Source organism: Leifsonia sp. HAY1-4F (assembly GCF_056755275.1).
Genome location: NZ_JBNDHX010000081.1, coordinates 1 through 17,815, shown reverse-complemented (window position 1 = coordinate 17,815; position 17,815 = coordinate 1). Strand labels below are relative to the sequence as shown.

At 65.1% G+C, this 17,815-nt stretch carries 17 protein-coding genes; 10 read left to right on the top strand and 7 right to left on the bottom strand.

The annotated features are described in order from the left end of the window. Nucleotides 1-128: 128 nt before the first annotated feature. Nucleotides 129-1,052, bottom strand: coding sequence for an ABC transporter substrate-binding protein (locus ACPYOG_RS14390; RefSeq protein ID WP_481294869.1), 924 nt, complete (start codon nucleotides 1,050-1,052; stop codon nucleotides 129-131). A gap of 102 nt (nucleotides 1,053-1,154) precedes the next feature. Further along, on the bottom strand, nucleotides 1,155-1,841 hold the full coding sequence (locus ACPYOG_RS14385) for a GntR family transcriptional regulator (protein WP_481294868.1): 687 nt from the start codon (nucleotides 1,839-1,841) through the stop codon (nucleotides 1,155-1,157). A gap of 225 nt (nucleotides 1,842-2,066) precedes the next feature. Between ACPYOG_RS14385 and ACPYOG_RS14380 the strand changes: the two genes are divergently transcribed. From ACPYOG_RS14380 to ACPYOG_RS14370, 3 genes are read left to right on the top strand one after another with little or no spacing between them, the layout of a single operon-like run. Further along, the gene (locus ACPYOG_RS14380) at nucleotides 2,067-2,741 is read left to right on the top strand and encodes a haloacid dehalogenase type II (RefSeq protein WP_481294867.1); all 675 of its coding nucleotides are present in this window, start codon (nucleotides 2,067-2,069) and stop codon (nucleotides 2,739-2,741) included. Nucleotides 2,742-2,765: 24 nt separating this feature from the next. Then, entirely contained in the window at nucleotides 2,766-4,043 is a 1,278-nt protein-coding gene (locus ACPYOG_RS14375; RefSeq protein ID WP_481294866.1) for an NAD(P)/FAD-dependent oxidoreductase, read from the top strand. Between the two features lie 42 nt (nucleotides 4,044-4,085). Continuing rightward, nucleotides 4,086-5,552: an aldehyde dehydrogenase family protein gene (locus tag ACPYOG_RS14370; RefSeq protein ID WP_481294865.1), complete on the top strand. Its 1,467-nt coding sequence runs from the start codon at nucleotides 4,086-4,088 to the stop codon at nucleotides 5,550-5,552. Between the two features lie 65 nt (nucleotides 5,553-5,617). Here ACPYOG_RS14370 and ACPYOG_RS14365 read toward each other — a convergent pair whose 3' ends face one another. Together ACPYOG_RS14365 and ACPYOG_RS14360 are read right to left on the bottom strand one after the other, a co-directional pair. Then, on the bottom strand, nucleotides 5,618-7,090 hold the full coding sequence (locus ACPYOG_RS14365; protein ID WP_481294864.1) for an NAD-dependent succinate-semialdehyde dehydrogenase: 1,473 nt from the start codon (nucleotides 7,088-7,090) through the stop codon (nucleotides 5,618-5,620). 37 nt (nucleotides 7,091-7,127) lie between these two features. Beyond that, nucleotides 7,128-8,408: an aspartate aminotransferase family protein gene (locus ACPYOG_RS14360; protein WP_481294863.1), complete on the bottom strand. Its 1,281-nt coding sequence runs from the start codon at nucleotides 8,406-8,408 to the stop codon at nucleotides 7,128-7,130. A gap of 143 nt (nucleotides 8,409-8,551) precedes the next feature. Here ACPYOG_RS14360 and ACPYOG_RS14355 point away from each other — a divergent pair, with 143 nt between their 5' ends. Further along, a complete protein-coding gene (locus tag ACPYOG_RS14355) occupies nucleotides 8,552-9,595 on the top strand; it encodes a tartrate dehydrogenase (protein WP_481294862.1) in 1,044 nt (347 codons plus the stop codon). A gap of 330 nt (nucleotides 9,596-9,925) precedes the next feature. On the opposite strand, the gene ACPYOG_RS14350 is transcribed toward ACPYOG_RS14355, so the two are convergent. Beyond that, nucleotides 9,926-10,651, bottom strand: a complete 726-nt coding sequence (locus tag ACPYOG_RS14350) for a hypothetical protein (protein WP_481294861.1) — start codon at nucleotides 10,649-10,651, stop codon at nucleotides 9,926-9,928. Between the two features lie 106 nt (nucleotides 10,652-10,757). Then, nucleotides 10,758-10,889 carry a hypothetical protein gene (locus ACPYOG_RS14345; protein WP_481294860.1) on the bottom strand — a complete coding sequence of 44 codons (132 nt, stop codon included), beginning with the start codon at nucleotides 10,887-10,889 and terminating at the stop codon, nucleotides 10,758-10,760. Nucleotides 10,890-10,899: 10 nt separating this feature from the next. Between ACPYOG_RS14345 and ACPYOG_RS14340 the strand changes: the two genes are divergently transcribed. Both ACPYOG_RS14340 and ACPYOG_RS14335 read left to right on the top strand, forming a co-directional pair. Next, complete coding sequence (locus ACPYOG_RS14340) at nucleotides 10,900-11,043, top strand: hypothetical protein (RefSeq protein ID WP_481294859.1); 144 nt, start codon at nucleotides 10,900-10,902, stop codon at nucleotides 11,041-11,043. A 151-nt stretch (nucleotides 11,044-11,194) separates the two neighbouring features. Continuing rightward, nucleotides 11,195-11,527: a hypothetical protein gene (locus ACPYOG_RS14335; protein WP_481294858.1), complete on the top strand. Its 333-nt coding sequence runs from the start codon at nucleotides 11,195-11,197 to the stop codon at nucleotides 11,525-11,527. Nucleotides 11,528-11,760: 233 nt separating this feature from the next. Here ACPYOG_RS14335 and ACPYOG_RS14330 read toward each other — a convergent pair whose 3' ends face one another. After that, complete coding sequence (locus ACPYOG_RS14330; RefSeq protein WP_481294857.1) at nucleotides 11,761-12,354, bottom strand: TetR/AcrR family transcriptional regulator; 594 nt, start codon at nucleotides 12,352-12,354, stop codon at nucleotides 11,761-11,763. Nucleotides 12,355-12,430: 76 nt separating this feature from the next. On the opposite strand from ACPYOG_RS14330, the gene ACPYOG_RS14325 reads away from it, so the two are divergent. The 4 genes from ACPYOG_RS14325 to ACPYOG_RS14310 all read left to right on the top strand — a co-directional run bounded on the left by ACPYOG_RS14325 (nucleotide 12,431) and on the right by ACPYOG_RS14310 (nucleotide 17,592). After that, entirely contained in the window at nucleotides 12,431-12,817 is a 387-nt protein-coding gene (locus tag ACPYOG_RS14325; protein ID WP_481294856.1) for an MmcQ/YjbR family DNA-binding protein, read from the top strand. Between the two features lie 97 nt (nucleotides 12,818-12,914). Further along, a complete protein-coding gene (locus tag ACPYOG_RS14320; RefSeq protein WP_481294855.1) occupies nucleotides 12,915-14,237 on the top strand; it encodes a replication-associated recombination protein A in 1,323 nt (440 codons plus the stop codon). Between the two features lie 42 nt (nucleotides 14,238-14,279). Then, on the top strand, nucleotides 14,280-15,698 hold the full coding sequence (locus ACPYOG_RS14315; RefSeq protein ID WP_481294854.1) for a carboxylesterase family protein: 1,419 nt from the start codon (nucleotides 14,280-14,282) through the stop codon (nucleotides 15,696-15,698). A gap of 676 nt (nucleotides 15,699-16,374) precedes the next feature. After that, a complete protein-coding gene (locus ACPYOG_RS14310; protein ID WP_481294853.1) occupies nucleotides 16,375-17,592 on the top strand; it encodes a UPF0158 family protein in 1,218 nt (405 codons plus the stop codon). Nucleotides 17,593-17,815 lie beyond the last annotated feature (223 nt).

Sequence of the window (17,815 nt, the reverse complement as noted above, 5' to 3'; positions counted from 1 at the left end):
ACCGCCCAGGAGACGTACTCGAGGGGCCGCTTGCGATGGATCCTCGGCTTTTGTGACGCGTCCACGGTGTCCACTCTCCCTGTCTCGCTGGTGCGGACCTTGATGGGTGTCTTCGTAGAAGACATGGGCTACTGCTGCAAGGTGGCTGTCGTGATCGCGCCCGTACCCAGACCCCAGTTGTCGAGCGCCTTCTTGTACTGGGGGCTGTCCAAGACCGCTTGAGTCGCAGCGTGCAGGGCGGGGATCAGTGGCGAGTCCTTGGCGATTCCGAGCGCAACCAGATCGGTACCGGTCTGCTTCTTGTACTGCGGGGTCACCAGTTTGAACGAGCTGGGCTGCTGCTTCGCCGCCCAGCCGAGCGAGCTCGTGTCGTAGAAGACACCGTCGAGGCGCTTGGAGTTGAGCTGGGTGAGCGCGTCCTGCACGTTCGGCAGAACGACCGCCTTCACCGGCTGTGCGCCGGCGGACTGGCACTTCTGCGAAATCAGCGGGACGTACGTCTGGGCCTGGGTCGAACCCTGGGTCACACCGATGCTGTGGCCGCACAGAGAGTTGTCGGCCAGACTCAACTTCGCGGGATTGCCGGGGCTGACGACGAGAGACGAACCGGCGGCCCAGTAGTCGATCATGCTGAGGACCTTCAGGCGAGCCGGAGTGGCGCTCATATCGGTGGCGGTGAAGTCGTACCGACCAGCGGCGATACCCGGAACGATCGTGTCGAACGACACGTTCTCGATCTGGATCTTGACGCCGAGCTTCTTACCGATCAGGCGCACGAAATCAGGGTTGAATCCGATCGCCGTAGCGTTGTCGGACGCAAGGAACGACGTGGGCGGGTAGTTGAGGTCCATCGCGACGGTCAGCACGCCGGCCTTCTTGGTCGCGGGCGGCAGCAGCTTCACGGCGGCGGGATCGACCTTGACCCCTGCCGTGATGTCGCTTGCGCCCGATCCTTTGGAGGAGCCGGCGTCGGCGACGGTACTGCAACCGCTCACCGCCAGCAGAACTGCTGCGCCTGCGGCAGCGAAAGACAGGGTTTTTGCGAATCTCATGGTACGTCCTCTCAGCAAATGACGTGTGGGTGAGTCACATACAACCATATCCTTCGCAGATTGTCGACAATCGGCAGCAAACTTGCACTGCTGAAAATTCGGTCAGCTCTCCAGCACTGGAGGCTGGGAGGTGAGCCGGTTCGCCGCGACGTTCAGGTGCGAGCTGAGCGCGTCCGACACAGCATCGATGTCGCCCCGGAGGAGCAACTCGATCAGCTGCTCGTGGTCGGCAACGAGGTCCATTCCAGCCGGATAGGCGATCTCGAGGCGGTTGATGCAGGCGAGCGCCTCGGCGGAAAGGATCATGTACGCGTGCAGGAGGCGCGAGTTGCCGGCCGCGGCGATCAGGCCGGTATGGAACTCCAGATCGATGGCCGACACTTGGCGCCGGTCGCCCGCCCGGATGGCATCGGCGAGCCGCGGCAGCAGCAGGCTCAACTGTTTCGCAGCGCTCGCTCGGGCAGCGGCGCCTCCCGAGAGGATCTGAGACGCCGCATGCTTCTCCATCGCAAGGCGCGCGTCGTAGATCTCTCGGATATCGGCCGCGGTGAACGAGACGACCGAGACGCCTTTGTTCCTCGCTGCGACCAGGAGCCTCTCCTGGACGAGCTGCTGAAGAGCCTCGCGGACAGGCGCTCGGGAGACGCCGAGCTGGCCCGCGATCTTCGCTTCGCCGAGCTGTTCACCGGGCCGGAGCGTGCCATCGATGATCATCTGCCTCAGCTCGTCGCTGATGCGGTCAGCGGTCGATCTGAGCTCAAGCGCCTTCAAGTTACCGAGGCCGGCCATGAAGAACCTCCAACGCGGGGTGTAGCACGGGCGGCGCCCCCCGTAAGCAGCTCGCCAGGGCAGCGGACGCGTTGCTAACCCCGCTGTCTATCTTTGCACGCAACCATCTGTCAACAAAAGGTTGCCGACTGTCGACAATCTGCGCATCTGGAGTTATATTGATTCGGACCGCACCAAGGACATAAGGAACAGCCAGCGAGCCCGGTACCTCAGAGAGGACACGTCATGACAGACACGAAGTTCCGGCCGAAGTACGTCTCATTCGACTGCTACGGCACCCTGATCAATTTCGAGATCGAGAGTGTCACGCGTCGACTGATCGGCGACCGCTTGTCCGCTGAACAGATCACGGCCTTCCTTCCGCAGTTCAGCAAGTACCGCTACGACCAGGTGTGCGGCTCCTACTACGCGTACTCCCAGGTGCTTCACGACGCCTACGCCCGGACCTGCCGCAAATGGGGTCTGGATGTGCAGACCGATGCCGGCGATCAACTCGCGGCCGCCGTTCTCACCTGGGGGCCGCATCCGGACGTCGTCGAACCCCTGCAGAAGATGGCCGAGAACTACCAGCTCGTGATCCTCTCGAACGCCGACACGCGCTTCCTCGAAACGTCCGTTCCGAAGCTGGGGGCCGACTTCCACGCGGTCTTCACGGCCGAGCAGGCCGGCTTCTACAAGCCGCGCTACCAGGCTTTCGAATACATGGTCGACCAGCTCGACGCGACCCCGGAGGACTTCCTTCACGTCTCGTCCCACACGCGCTACGACCTGATGCCGGCCGACGACCTCGGCTTCACGAACAAGGTCATGCTCGACCGCGGTTACGACCCGCAGAGCCCCGCATACAACTACACACTCGTCAATTCGCTTGACGAAGTGAATTCCCTTCTCGGAATCTGAACCGCGCACTAACAGGAGGTCCTGGTGAAACTCACTCCGTACTGGCTGGACACCGCAACGCCGTCCGGCGACTATCGACGCACTCCGGTCCCCGACCACGCAGACGTCGTGGTCGTGGGCGCCGGCCTGACCGGGCTGTCCGCGGCGCTCGAGTTGGCGAAGCAGGGCGCCCGGGTGGTCGTGGTCGACGAGCATACGGTCGGGTGGGGCGCTTCCGGACGAAATGGCGGGATGGCGACCACCGGGCTCGCGATCGGCTTCGGCACCGCCATCAAGCGGTATGGCGAACAGCGGGCAGTCGGCATGTTCCGGGAATACAACCGGGCCATCGACACGGTGGAGAGCCTGGTCACCGAGAACGGCATCGATTGCGATTTCGAGCGCTCGGGCAAGCTTTCTCTCGCGTTCAAGCCCGCACACCTGAACGGGATGTACGCAACGCAGAAGAGCCTGGCCAAGCTCGCCGACTATCACGTCACGGTCGTCCCGAAGGCGCAGATCCACGACGAGATCGGGACGGACTTCTACCACGGCGCCATGGTCGACCCTCTGGGAGCCGGTGTTCACGTCGGCAAATTCGTCCACGGGCTGGCTCAGGCCGCGATCGCGGCCGGCGCTGTCATCTGCGAAGACGCGAAGGCGATGAAGCTGTCCCGGATCTCCGGTGAGGTTCACGACGTCCAGACGACCAGAGGCGTGATCCGCGCCAGCAAAGTGCTTGTGGCGACGAGCGGCTACACGGGCTCCCTGACGCCCTGGCTGCAACGGCGTGTCGTCCCGGTCGGCAGTTTCATCATCGTCACCGAACCCCTCGCCCAGGACGTCGTCGACCGGATCCTGCCCCATCGCCGTCAAGCGGCGGACGCCAAACTTCTCACCTACTACTTCCGCATCACGCCGGACAATCGGTTGCTCTTCGGCGGCCGCGCGCGATTCGCGCTGTCGAATCCGGAATCGGACCTGAAGAGCGCGGAGATCCTGCGGCGGGCGATGACGACACTGTTCCCGTATCTGTCAGGGACGCGGATCGATTACACCTGGGGCGGGCTCGTCGACATCTCGATGGACCAGATGGTTCACGCGGGTATCCACGACGGCGTTTTCTACTCCATCTGCTACAGCGGTCACGGTGTGCAGATGGCCAGCCACATGGGCAAGCAGATGGCTTTGCGGTTGACGGGCCAGCCGAGCACCGAGGTGTGGAAGAGCTTGAAGTTCCCCCCGGTTCCCGGGCATTTCGGGCCGCCCTGGTTCCTGCCGTTCATCGGTCTCGGCGCCAAAGTCGTCGACTTCGTGAAATAGAAGGAGCATCCGATGGACGTGTGCGAAGAAACTGCCGTCTCTGTGACCCGCACCGTTGCGCCGACGCGCGCAGCGGAGGACCACATAGCCCGACTTGTCCCCGGCGGTGCGTACATCGCCGGCGCGTGGCAGCACTCCGAGCTGAACCTGGCGGTCGCGGACCCGGAAGATGGCCGGGTTCTCGGTTACGTGGCGTCATCGACGAAACAGGATGTGGCTCGCGCCATCACCGCGGTCGCCGCGTCGCTCGAGGCGGACGCGTGGCCGGTCTGGGCGCGCCGCGAGGCACTGGAGGCGTCCGCTCGCCTGGTCGAGGCGAAGTCGAGGGACTTCGCGCGGCTCATCGCATCGGAAGGCGTGAAGACGCTCGCAGAGGCCGAGCGTGAGGTGCGCCGCTGCGTCGAGACGCTGCGCCTTTCGGCCGAGGCCGGCGCGTTCCTGACGGGCGAGACGATCCCCTTCGAAGGAAACCGGAACGGAGCCGGCAAGGTCGGCTGGTTCACCCGGGAGCCGGTCGGCATCGTCGCTGCGATCACCTCCTTCAACGATCCCCTGAATCTTGTCGCCCACAAGCTCGGGCCCGCGCTGATGGCCGGCAACGGCGTCGTCCTCAAGCCGTCGTCGTTCACTCCTCTCACCGCTCTCGCCCTGACGAATGCGCTCCTCGAGTCGGGGGTCCCCGCCGGCCGCATCGCCGTGGTCTGCGGAGGCGCCGAGGTGGGAAACGCTCTCGTCACGGACGGCCGGATCTCTCTGGTCTCATTCACGGGTGGACCCAGCACGGCGAGGAAGATCACCGATGCTTCCGGCCCGCGGAAGATGCTGATGGAGCTGGGCGGAGACAACCCGACGATCGTGTGCGCAGACGCCGACCTCGCCGCGGCGGTCGCCGATGTCGTCAGTGGTGCATTCGGGGTCGCGGGGCAGAATTGCCTCTCCGTGCAGCGCGTGTATGTCCACGACTCGCTGTTCGATCGCTTTCTCCGCGAGGTGGTCGAGAGCACCGGGCGGCTCCGGGTCGGTAGCAAATTCGACCCGAGCACAGACATCGGTCCACTCATCTCCGAGTCCGCCGCCGTCCGCGTCGAGAGCTGGGTCGACGATGCGCGGGCACAGGGTGCGACAGTCCACGTGGGAGGCCGGCGCGCCGGTTCGTTCTACTACCCGACCGTCCTCACCGGGGTTCTCGCGGACTCGCCTCTCATCACGGAGGAGATCTTCGGTCCCGTCGTCACCGTCATGGCGTTCGACGATATCGGGGAGGCGATCCGCGCTGCCAACAGCACCGACTACGCGCTCCAAGCGGGTCTCTTCACCCAGTCGGTCCGCACTGCCTACACGGTTGCGCCGCAGATCACTGCTGGCGCGGTGATCGTCAACGGCACCAGCGACCTCCGCTCCGACGCCATGCCCTTCGGCGGGTTCAAGAACTCCGGCATCGGACGGGAAGGGGTTCGCTTCGCGATGGAGGCCATGACCGAGCCGAAGAGCATCATCGTGAATGTGTAGCAGCAGCCACAACAACAAGGTCGGCCCCGTCAGAGCGACGGGGCCGACCTTTTTATGTTCGAGAGTCAGGACTCCCGGGGCACCGAGAGGTACTTGTACTCCAGGAACTCATCGATTCCGATGCGTCCGCCCTCACGACCGAGCCCGGACTGCTTGACCCCGCCGAACGGTGCTGCGGGGTTGGACACGAGCCCGGCATTGAGCCCGACCATGCCGACCTCGAGCCGGTCGCTGAGCCGGAAGGCGCGATCCAGGTCGGTGGTGAAGAGGTACCCGACGAGTCCCCACTCGGTGTCGTTCGCGATCGAGACCGCCTCGTCGTCGTCATCGAAGGGGATGACCGGGGCCACAGGACCGAAGATCTCCGTCGACATGAGCTGCGAATCGACGCTGACATCGGTCAGAACGGTCGGAGGGTAGAAGTAACCGGCGCCGGTCTGAACGGCTCCGCCAGTGATCGCCCGGGCTCCCTTCGACACGGCGTCGTCCACGAGCTGCTGGACCTTGCCGAGTCCCGCCGCGTCGATCAGCGGCCCGATCCGGGTCTCGTCTGCGAACCCGTCACCGACGGGCAAGGCTTCCATCTTCTCGGCGAGACGTGCGGAGAACTCGGATGCTATCGAGCGATGTACGAGGAAACGATTCGCGGCAGTGCAGGCTTCGCCCATGTTCCTCAGCTTCGCGACGATCGCGCCATCCACGGCCGCGTCGATGTCCGCATCCTCGCAGACGATGAACGGGGCGTTCCCGCCGAGTTCCATCGAGGTGCGCATCACGCTTTCCGCCGCCTGGGCGAGAAGCACCTTCCCGACAGCGGTGGAACCGGTGAAGCTGATCTTTCGCGCGATACCGCTCCTCATCCAGGTCGAGACGACAGCCGACGGGTCCGTGGTCGTCACGACGTTCAGCACACCCTCCGGCAGGCCCGCCTCCTCGAGGATGTCCACCAACGCCAGCGATGACAGCGGAGTCTGAGGGGCCGGCTTGAACACCATGGTGCATCCAGCGGCAATGGCCGGGCCGATCTTGCGTGTGCCCATCGCGAGCGGGAAGTTCCACGGAGTCACCAGTACGCACGGCCCGACGGGAACACGCGAGACGAGAAGCCGGTGCCGGCCGTCGGGGCTCGTCGTGTAGTCCCCGGAAACGCGCACGGCCTCCTCTGAGAACCAGCGGAAGAACTCGGCGGCGTACGCCACCTCGCCCCGCGCCTCCTGGAGCGGCTTGCCCATCTCGGCCGTCATGATGGCCGCGAGGTCCTCGGTCCGCTCGATGATGAGCTCATATGCTCGTCGCAGGATCTCGCTGCGCATTCTCGGCGAGGTGCGTCCCCAGGCGTCCTGGGCGTCGCCGGCGGCCCTGATGGCCCGTTCGGCATCGACGGCCGATCCGTCTGCGACCTCGGCGATCACCTGTTTCGTAGCGGGATTCTCCACTGTGAAGGTAGCCGCGTCCGCGGCCTCCTGCCACGCACCCTGAATGTAGAGCCGGTGCTCGAGTGAGTCGATGAGCGCCTGCGCGTCGTGAGAGGTCGTCATGGTTCGTCCTTTTGGTGATGTGGGATTCGGGTGGAACTCAGTGAGCGACGGCCACAGCGAGGGTTCGCTCCGTCGCGGTCTGCACAGAAGCGGCGAGCCGGCCGAGACCGGATTGGATCTCGTCCACGCTCACGGTCAGCGGTGGAACGATCCTGACGATGTTCCCTGCCGGCCCACAGGTGAGCAGAAGGAGCCCCTCCTCGATGGCCGCCTGCTGGACGGCTGCGGCGAGCGCCGGGTTCGGTGCTCCGCCGGCCGTCACGAACTCGATCGCCTGCATGAGCCCCAGACCGCGAACGTCGCCCATCAGCGGCTCGGTCGCCTGCAATTCGTTCAGGCCGTGACGAAGTTGCTCGCCCCGCAGCCGGGAGTTCTCGACGAGCCCTTCGTCCTTGACGACCTGGAGCGTCGCAACGGCCGCGGCTGCGGCGACAGCGTTGCCGCCGTACGTGCCGCCCTGCGAGCCTGGCCACGCCAGTTCCATCAGATCGTTCGAGGCCGCGATGGCCGAGATCGGGAATCCGCTCGCCAGTCCTTTCGCCGTGATCAGCACGTCCGGGGTGATCGCGCTGTGCTGGTGTCCCCAGAATCGTCCGGTGCGGCCGACCCCTGCCTGGACCTCGTCCACGATGAGGATGATGCCCATGGCGGTCGCGCGATCGCGCAATCCCTCGAGGAAGCGCGGCGGGGTGGGAAGGTAGCCGCCGTCGCCGAGGACCGGCTCGATGATGAATGCCGCCGTGTCCTGGGGCGAGGAGACCGTCTGCAGCAGGTAGTCCAGTTCGCGGAGTGCGAAGTCGATCGTCGTCTCCGGATCCCAGCCGTAGCGGAACGCGTTCGGGAACGGCGCGAAATGCACGCCGCCCATCAACGGGGAGAATCCCGACCGGAACTTCGTACCGGCGCTCGTCAGTGATGCTGCGCCCACGGTCCTGCCGTGGAACCCGCCGTGGAACGCGATGATGTTCGGCCGGCCCGTCGCCATGCGCGCCAGTCGCAATGATGCTTCGACTGCTTCGGACCCGGAATTCGCGTAGAAGACACTGTCGAGCCCATCGGGCAGTACCTCGCCCAGCGCCTGGGTGAGCGCGAGCAGCGGCTTGTGCATGACCGTCGTGTATTGCGCGTGGATGACCTCACCGATCTGCGCGCGGGCGGCCTCGACCACGCGCGGATGACAGTGCCCCGTGCTGGTGACCCCGATTCCGGTTGTGAAGTCGAGATAGCGTTCGCCATCCGTGCCGTAGATCCAGCTTCCTGACGCGTGATCGACGACCACGGGGGTCGCTTGCTTGAGGATCGGGCTCAATGCCGCCATTGGGACTCTCCAAACATTCGTGTAGATTGTCAACAACATACAAACTACAGCAGCGTCGTCCCGAGGGCAACGGCCGTTAGCGGTTCGAGGCTTCGGGACTGAGCGAGAAGAGGTAGGCGAACATGGCACCGCAGACACACCGAGTGGCAGCTCTCCCCGGCGACGGGATCGGGACCGAAGTGCTGCCCGCGGCACAGAGGGTGCTCGACATCGCCGGCGAACGATTCGGCGTGCGGCTCGAATGGCACGAGTTCGCCTGGGGAGCCGAGCACTTCGTCAAGCGCGGCCGGATGATGCCCGTCGACGCGCTCGACACGCTCGGCGGATTCGACGCGATCTTCCTCGGCGCTGTCGGAACCCCGGGCATCTCGGATGTCGAAACGCTCTGGGGGATGCTCATCCCCATCCGCCGGGTCTTCGATCAGTATGTGAACCTGCGTCCCGTCCGATCGCTGCCCGGAATCGACTCACCGCTGAAACGCGCGGGCGATGTCGATCTCGTCATCGTGCGCGAGAACGTCGAGGGGGAATACTCGGAGGTGGGCGGCCGGAGCTATCAGGGGCAGCCGGAAGAAGCCGCGTACCAGCAGTCGCTGTTCACCCGCAGGGGCGTCGAACGCGTGGCGCGATTCGCTGCGGACCTTGCGGCAAAACGCTCCAGCCGGGTCACGTCGGCGACGAAGTCCAACGGGATAATCCACACGATGCCGTTCTGGGACGAGGTCGTTTCGGAGACCCTCTCGAACTATCCCGACGTCCGATTGACCAGCGTGCTCATCGACGCCCTGGCCGCGAGCCTGATCCTTCAGCCCTCCCGGCACGACGTCATCGTCGCCTCCAACCTCTTCGGTGACATCCTCTCCGATCTGGCAGCCGCGATGGTCGGTTCGATCGGTATCGCCCCGAGCGCGAACCTCAATCCCGTGCGCATGCACCCCTCCATGTTCGAACCTGTCCACGGCTCGGCACCCGACATCGCCGGTCTGGGTATCGCCAATCCGATCGGTCAGGTCTGGGCCGGCGCGCTGATGCTCGAGCACCTCGGACACACCGACGCCGCAGATGCGATCGTCGCGGCCATCGAGGCGACGTTGGCCGCAGGCGTCATGACCTCTGACATCGGCGGCACCGCGACCACCGAGCAGGCGACGAACGCGATCATCGCGGCTCTCGCATCAGCCGACTGAGGCAGCGGCCGGCGCCGACGGGCGAACGGCCGTGCCCGGGCGCGACGGCGAGTGCGCCATTTCGGAACATATGCGGTCGCGCGCGCAACCATGCCCGGGCGCGAAACAGCGAATGCGCCATTTCGGAACGTATGCGGTCGCGCGAGCAACGGCATTCGTTCCCAATGGCCGCACACACTCCCGCCGGCACGGTCAGCTCGTCGGGATCCCGACAATCGGCGTTGTGGTGGTCGCACTGTCGGGCCTCGGGCCACTAGCCTCGGCCAGGCCACAAAATACCTCGGCGCGATCGCCCAGACCTATCCCCGCGAACGCCCGCACCCAACCGAGTTATCCGCCGGACTTGCCAAGACCATAGGTATAGGACCCGGAGTTCCAGTTGACCGTGGCGTTGAAGAAGTAGCCGGAGCTCGTGCCGTCGCCGTTGTCCTTGTTCGCCACAAAGCAGTCGAACGTAGTTGTTGTGTCGGTGAGGTCGTCCGTGGAGCCGGACACCGGATTGCAACTCACGCTGATCACAGGTCCAGTCAGCAATCCTTTCGAGATGTCGTCTTCAGCCATCTTCTTGATCGACGCTTCGACTTGGGTCACCGTGTCCTTGCGCTGGGACCTCTTGGCATCGTCGGCGGCTTGCTTGGCCGCCGCAGCAGCTTCTTGCGCGCGTTGCTCGTCGGCCTTCTTCTTCGCGAGCGCTTTCTGCTCAGCGACTTGCTGAGCATGGACATTGTTGGCGACGACTGCCGTTGTGACGCCACCGACGAGGAGAATCGTAACAACCGCAATCAACGCCACCCACAGAGCAGTCCGCTTCTTGCGCGGCCGCGGGGCTGGCTCAGGTTTTACGTGCGGGATCTGGCCGTCCTCTGCGCCAGAACCTCGCGGATCTGCTGGATGAACCGCCTCCGTGGCGACAACATCCTCTGCTTCGACGGGTACGTCTCCGTGTGGGTTCGCGCCATAGACCACACGCTTGTCGCCTGTCCAGCGATCTCCGTCCCAGTAGACCTCTTCATTCGGATTGGCCGGATTCGGAAACCAGCTGGGTGGAGTGCTCATTTCGGGTGCCTCTCTGAGGATTTCGAACGTACCCGTACATGAGAACTCCGCGGTATCCCCTCTTTGCGTGGGGAGCGGAAACGCCCTCGACGCCGAGAAACGCCCGCTATGACCGCACGATCGCGTCGAGCAGTTCACATACCCGGGCGATCGTTGCCTGGTCGTCAGCGTTGAGCGCGCCCAGCCTGCCATCGAGCCAGGCATTGCGCTGGGCGCGCGTCTCCTGTGCGAGCGCCACTCCCTCGGGCGTGGCTGCGAACAGGACTCTCCTCCGGTCCCGCTCATCGCGGGTGCGCACGGCGTACCCGGTCCAGAACGATTACGACATCGAACTCGAACACGAGGAGCACGATGCCGAGCTGGCGCAGGTCGAAAGGCTCATCCCCGCCTGATACGACACCGGAGGCGGCAAGACCCAGCTGTGACCGCGACCTCGTCACCGACGCAGATTGCCGACGCTGGAACCGCAAGTACCGCGCCTCATCGATCAGGTGCATCCTGGAGCAGGGGCCGAAGCGGCCCGAAAAGGCAGGTGGTACACCGATGAAAGCGAAGAAGCCTAAGCCTCCGCAGCACTTCCCGGTGATGGATGGCGCAGAGCCGGCGCCGCGCGAGGATCAGATCGCAGGTATCGTCCAACGCGTCTGGGCCGACTCCCGTGTCTACCATCAGGACGTCGAGACCCTGCTTCGCGAGTGGCTGACGGCCGACCAGTGCGTCGTGAGCGAAGCGGAGTTCACCAGCCTGCTCGACAAGGCCCGCGGTGAGTTCGACCGCATCGCCGCGCCCGATCCGTCTGGTGCTCCCGCGTGCCCGGCGCACTCGCTCGTCGAATGCGTCTACTGGGATGTGCAACAGCTCGAGCGCTCGACCTAGCCGATCGCCGCCTGAGCAACCCGCCGCACGGCATCACGCATGCTCCAGATCGCCATCGCCCTGTGCCCTGGGCGTCGAAGATCAGCACCTGGTCGTCCTCCTCGATCCGGCTGTGGTCGCGCGGGGTTGCGTGTCGTGGCGATGACGTTCGCAGCGTGGACGACGCCGGCATGTCGCTGACGGTGAGACCGTCGATGTCCACGAGCCCGGTGAGGCGGATTGCGCGCATCGTGTCAGGATGCGTTCTGCTCCTTCTTGTGGAATGGGTGATCGGCGGACGGCAGCGCGATGAGAGCTTCGTAGGCCTGGCGCACGGTCTGTTCGTCGAGTGATTTGTCGGGGTGGATCACGCGGTGCTCCCACCAGCCCCACAGCAGGGCGTTGACGGCGAGGGCTATGGCGGGCGGGACTACGCGGTGGAGCATCGCGAGCGACTCCGCCTCGACAGTGCGGAGCACGTCCTCCACCTCCTGGTTGCGGGCCCCGTAGTGCCGTATTTCTTCGTAGAGGCGAATATCGGCAATGCTCGGGCTCGTCGGGCCGATCGTGGCGTCGACGAGCACATCGACGACATCTGCCCGGGTCCGAGCGTCACGCAGCGGTGCTGCGTAGCGGGGTTCAAGTTGGCCTCTGGTCGAGTCGATGGCGCTGACGATCAGGCCCTCGAGACTGGGGAAGTAGTAGGTCATCGACCCCAGCGGTACCCCCGCGTGGGAGGCGATGCGCCGATACGACGCCGCATCCACCCCGTCGGCCGTGATCACCTCAAGAGTCGCCTGCAGAATTCGGGAGCGTCTTCCCGGGTCGTTCGGTTTCCCGCGGCGCACATTTTCTCCAATGTCAGACCAAGTGCGTACACTCGTACGTATTCAGTCCAATCTACCTCAGGACGAAGGAGATCGCATGAACGGCGAAGAATTGCAGGAGCACGCTCGGGCACGAGTGCAGGAACTCCCCGGTGCGGACCTGGAGCATCCGTTCGGGCCCGGCTGGGAGGTCTTCAAGGTGCGGGAGAAGGTCTTCATGCTGATGACCGATGTCACGGGTGAGCCGATCGTGATCCTGAAGACCGATCCGGAGGACGGCAAGGCGCTTCGGGAGCAGCACGACGACATCACGCCCGGGTACCACATGAACAAGAAGCACTGGGTCACGCTGCACCCCTCGGAGGATCTGCAGACGCAACTGATCGATGACCTGGTCACGGACTCGTATTTGCTCGTCGTGGAGAACCTCCCCCACTCGAAGCGTCCGGTCGACCCCGATACCTTCGGACGGAGAGACGAGTGACGCTCTCAGGCGAGCAGCTGCAGCAGCACGCCCGAGACATCGCGACATCGCTCGAAGACGTCACAGCGGGGCACCCGTTCCATCGGAAGCAGCAGTCGTGAGTGAGCCGCCGTCCCTGTTCGACGTCGATGACGCTTCGCGGCCCCTGGCTGATCGGCTCCGGCCTCGCACCCTGCAGGACGTCGTCGGGCAGGACCATCTGCTCGCTGCTGACGCCCCGATCGGCCGGATGGTGGATGCGCAGCGACTGGTGTCGATGGTGTTGTGGGGGCCGCCGGGGTGCGGGAAGACCACGATCGCACGGCTCCTCGCCGAGCAGACGGATCTCGCCTTCGAACCGCTTTCAGCCACCTTCTCGGGCGTCGCCGACCTCCGGAAAGTGTTCGCCGCAGCGCAACGCCGGCGCGAGGTCGGTCAGGGCACGTTGCTGTTCGTCGACGAGATCCACCGCTTCAACCGCGCCCAGCAGGACTCGTTCCTGCCCTACGTCGAAGACGGCACCATCGTCCTCGTCGGCGCTACGACGGAGAACCCCAGCTTCGAGCTCAACGGCGCACTCCTGTCCCGAACCCAGGTCTTCGTCCTGAAGCGCCTGGACGACACTGCGCTCGAGACGCTCATCACTCGCTCCGAAGCTCTCCTCGAGCGGCCTCTACCACTGACGGACGAGGCGCGGCAGGCCCTGATCGCGATGGCGGATGGCGACGGCCGCTACCTGCTGAACATGATCGAGCAAGTACACGCCCTTCCCGCGCCCATCGACTCAGCTGACCTCGCCGCAGCCGTACAGAAACGCGCACCGTTGTATGACAAGTCGCAGGAAGGCCACTACAACCTCATCTCCGCCCTTCACAAGTCGATGCGGGGCTCCGACCCCGACGCAGCCCTGTACTGGTTGGCGCGGATGCTCGACGGCGGCGAAGACCCCCTATTCATCGCTCGCCGAATCACCCGATTCGCTACCGAAGACATCGGCATGGCCGACCCGCACGCCGTCCAGCAGGCCCTCGCCGCCTGGGACGTCTACGAACGCCTCGGATCCCCCGAAGGCGAGCTCGCCATCGCACAAGCAGTGGTCTACCTCGCGACCGCGCCGAAGTCCATCGGTGTGTACCGCGGGTTCGACAAAGCGCGCGCTGCGGCGAAACGAACCGGTTCGTTGATGCCGCCCGCGCACATCCTGAACGCTCCGACCCGCCTGATGAAGGATCTCGGCTACGGCAACGGGTACCAGTACGACCCCGACACCGAGACCGGATTCTCCGGCGCCGACTACTTCCCCGACGGAATGCCGCGGGAGACCTTCTACGAGCCCACCGCCGGCGGCTACGAACGCGTCATCAGCGAACGACTCCGCCACTGGGCAGAGCTGCGCGACAGCCAATCCGGGTCCGCGTCGACACCGCCCACAGACAACTGACCCAGGTCCACGACAACCCACCACTACTCGAAAGGCTCACCCATGCCCGAATCGCACGCCGTCCGCTCCTGGCTCGGCATCCCCTACGCCACCGCCGAACGCTTCCGCAAACCCGAATTGCTACCGTTCAACCCCGACGTGCCCTATGACCAGAAGGGCCCTGCACCGCTCCAGGCGGGGGACACCTCATGGTTGGAAGCCGACAACGGATTCAGCGAGGACTGCCTGAACCTCAACGTCTGGGCACCCGAAGACGCGAGCGACGAGCTATTGCCCGTTGTCGTCTACATCTTCGGCGGCGGATGGGTGCTCGGCGCGAACACGCAGACCGTCTCGAACGCGTCGGGCCTCGCCGCGACCGGACGAGCTATCGGGGTCTCCATCAACTATCGACTCGGCCCCTTCGGCTGGCTGTCCCTCTCCCAGTACGGCGGCGAACTCAAAGACGCCACGAACCTCGGCCTGCAAGACATCATCACCGCCCTGCGCTGGGTGCGGGAGAACATTTCCCGATTCGGCGGCGACCCGAACAGCGTCACCGTCACCGGCCACAGCGCCGGCGCCTTTAATAGTCTCGCGCTCCTGGCCGCGCCTTCGGCCGACGGGCTCTACCACCACATCGCCGCGTTCTCCGGCGTGCCATCACGCAAAGTGCCGGCCTGGGGTGCCGAAGAGCGCGCGCTGGCGGTCCTCACCGCACTCGGAGTCCAGGACGAACCCGAGAAGCTCCTGACCGTTGACGCGCACGTCCTCGCCGAGGCCATGAGCAACACCCAATCATCAGACCCGGGAGCCACGCACGGGGTCGACAACGACTTCATCGCGGTAGTCGACGACCGCAACCAGCCGAACGGTATCCTCGCCGATCACCCCATGCGGGTCCTCGAGTCCGGACGCCACCGAGACATCGACATCCTCTTCAGCAGCACCACCGCCGAGACCGACTGGTGGGTCCTGCACCGAACCGACGATTTCGATCCCGGCAGCATCGACGCCCTCGTCAAAGAATTCGCCCAACGGAACCGCATCACCCTCACGCGCGCCCGCAAAATCGTCGCAGCCTTCGACGTCGACGGGCGTACCCCCGTCCAGGTTCGCGGGGCGCTGCTCACCAACTTCTCCTTCACCCTGCCCCAGGCCCGAGGCGCACTCGCACACGCCGCAGCCGGCGGCAATGCGCACCTGCTCTGCGTGGGCCCCGTCGACGGAACCCCCGCCGTCCACGGAACGGAAATGTATGGCATCGTCGGCCAGACGAGTCCCGGCGCCAACGGCGAACAGATCGTCCGCGACGCCTTCGTCCGCGACGCCGTCCTCACCCTCGCCGAGGGGATCATCGACACCATGTGGCCCGCGGTGACAGCGGAGCCCACCACGAAACGCATCGGCAACCCGCCCTACGACCCCACCGCCCACGCTCGCGACGTCCTGACCACGTTCGACGGCATCGAACGCCCCTGAGCCTGAAAGCTGGCGGCGTCCAAACCGCCAGCACGCATCCGGCGCCGGATGGACGAACGAGCGGAACGCCGCCCGCGGCTTCTTCCTCGGCTCCGCCCGAGCGACGCCCTGGTCGCGAAAGATGCGAGCCAGTGATGCCGTTGCCGGCACCGGGCCCATCCCGAGCGCCCGCATCTTCTCGTGAACGCTGATCGGGCTGTGATCCAGCCCGGACTGCTCCAACGCTGCCGCTGGCCCATCCTCCGCAGCTCGCCTTCGGATCGCAGAGAAGGTCTCCCGGGAGATCCGGTGCTCGGCGCAGAAAGTCGTGATCGCACCGCGCGGGGCATTGATTCACGACTGTCAGAGATGTGCTGAGACATAACAACGAGAAAACGGCGGCTGTTCAACAGCCGCCGTTCCCAGTGTTTTCAAGCTATGTAGCGAGGGCGGGACTCGAACCCGCGACACCACGATTATGAGCCGTGTGCTCTAGTTGGGGCCTCCGGAAAAGCGAGTCGGCCGGCGGAATCCGCGTAATTCCGCGGATTCCGGCACTCCTGCGATCACCGTGATCACGTGGATTTTCATTCAAGTGTGGGCAAAATGTGGGCACATCTGCCCACTTCGACGTGGCACTTCGAGGGCGTCTCCGCGCGTGTCATCCTTGGGTATGGCACGGACCTGGTTGTCAGTGATGGTGGAGCTGCTCGGTGGCCGCGGTGACGAGTTGTGGCCGTGGCCCGGACGCATCTTCGCGGTCGGCCCCTCGCACACCTTCATGGATCTCGCCACCGCGATAAACGATGCCTTCGCTCGCTGGGACCTCTCACACCTGTCGATGTTCACCCTGGCCGACGGTCGGGTGATCACTGATGAAGAGACCGGAGCCGAGATGGCCGGTTCGATCAGCGGCCCAATCATCGCACCCATCGACATCATGGTTGCCAAGGTCACACGGACAGTGGAGCCGGGAGCTGAGTTTCAGTTCACTTTCGACCTCGGTGACCGTTGGACGCACCGATGCGTGGTCGGGGAGGCAAAGATCGACCCCTTAGAGGTATTGGGCATCCGACCGCCTGCCCCACTGCCGTACTGGGGGTGGGGTAACATCCCGGACCAGTACGGGCGCCGTTGGGCTACCGACGACGGTGACAGCCCGGCGCTGGCGAAGCCGAGTCGACCACACCCGATGCTGCTGCACGCGTGGCCGCTAGATCTGCTGGTGCCGAGCCTCGACCTGTCCGAGCTGCGTCAAGCCATCGCGGCGGCAGATGCGACGCGCTTTCTTGCGGCGGTGACCGGACACGACATCGATGACGCACTGCAACACGTGGGAGCCGGCATACCGATGGCGCTGGCGCAGCTACACCGGGAAGCCGAGCCGGTGGCAATGTCGGTCATCAACCGACTGTCTTGGCGCGGCGGCGCCGGTGACAGGCCGCTTGCCGAGGACCTGCTGGCGGTACTGCGCCGCGAGCCCCCGGCCGGCCGAGTGTTGCCGGTAGACCTCGACACGCTGAGCAGCGTGCTGGAAGGAGATCCAGAGCTATCGACCGGTGGCTACCTCGATCTGCGCACCGGGGAAGTGTATGACGACAGCTCCACTGACCCGACGATGGTCGGGGACAGCGCCGCCGTCGACGTGGAGGAGGAGCCCGACCGCTGGCTTCAAGTCAACCGGACCGGTTCGCAGAACGCGTGGCGAGACATGGCGGCCTTTGCCGAGCGGCAGCAGGATAAGGCCCTTCGAGAGCGGATGGACAGGGCGATCGAGGGCAAGGGTGCCTTCTCTCGGTTCCGCGACCTCCTCCACGCCGAAAACCTCAGCGAACAGTGGTACACCTTCTCAACCGACCGTCAGATGGGCCGGGCCCGCGAACTCCTCGCTGACCATGGCATCCGTCCAACGTGACATCAAGACGACGGACGCGCATGTCCACTCCCCGGCCCGGTTCCGGAAATGACCACAACGCAATCAGCGCGCTGCAATGCCGGACCTAGGGTATTCGCCGCGACGAGACCTGGCGACGGCCGCAGTGAGACTTTGAACGCCGCCTACTGCTGCAGCACATCACCTCACCCCACCTCGGTCCAGGTGATAACCGGGCAGCGGAAGCGGAGTCAAGCGAACGAAG

Excerpts from the sequence above, each read along its gene's own strand:
- ACPYOG_RS14365 (WP_481294864.1), bottom strand. The coding sequence starts at position 7,090 with ATGACGACCTCTCACGACGCGCAGGCGCTCATCGACTCACTCGAGCAC.
- ACPYOG_RS14360 (WP_481294863.1), bottom strand. The coding sequence starts at position 8,408 with ATGGCGGCATTGAGCCCGATCCTCAAGCAAGCGACCCCCGTGGTCGTC.
- ACPYOG_RS14325 (WP_481294856.1), top strand. The coding sequence starts at position 12,431 with ATGAACGGCGAAGAATTGCAGGAGCACGCTCGGGCACGAGTGCAGGAA.
- ACPYOG_RS14380 (WP_481294867.1), top strand. The coding sequence starts at position 2,067 with ATGACAGACACGAAGTTCCGGCCGAAGTACGTCTCATTCGACTGCTAC.
- ACPYOG_RS14335 (WP_481294858.1), top strand. The coding sequence starts at position 11,195 with ATGAAAGCGAAGAAGCCTAAGCCTCCGCAGCACTTCCCGGTGATGGAT.
- ACPYOG_RS14310 (WP_481294853.1), top strand. The coding sequence starts at position 16,375 with ATGGTGGAGCTGCTCGGTGGCCGCGGTGACGAGTTGTGGCCGTGGCCC.
- ACPYOG_RS14315 (WP_481294854.1), top strand. The coding sequence starts at position 14,280 with ATGCCCGAATCGCACGCCGTCCGCTCCTGGCTCGGCATCCCCTACGCC.
- ACPYOG_RS14350 (WP_481294861.1), bottom strand. The coding sequence starts at position 10,651 with ATGAGCACTCCACCCAGCTGGTTTCCGAATCCGGCCAATCCGAATGAA.
- ACPYOG_RS14390 (WP_481294869.1), bottom strand. The coding sequence starts at position 1,052 with ATGAGATTCGCAAAAACCCTGTCTTTCGCTGCCGCAGGCGCAGCAGTT.
- ACPYOG_RS14385 (WP_481294868.1), bottom strand. The coding sequence starts at position 1,841 with ATGGCCGGCCTCGGTAACTTGAAGGCGCTTGAGCTCAGATCGACCGCT.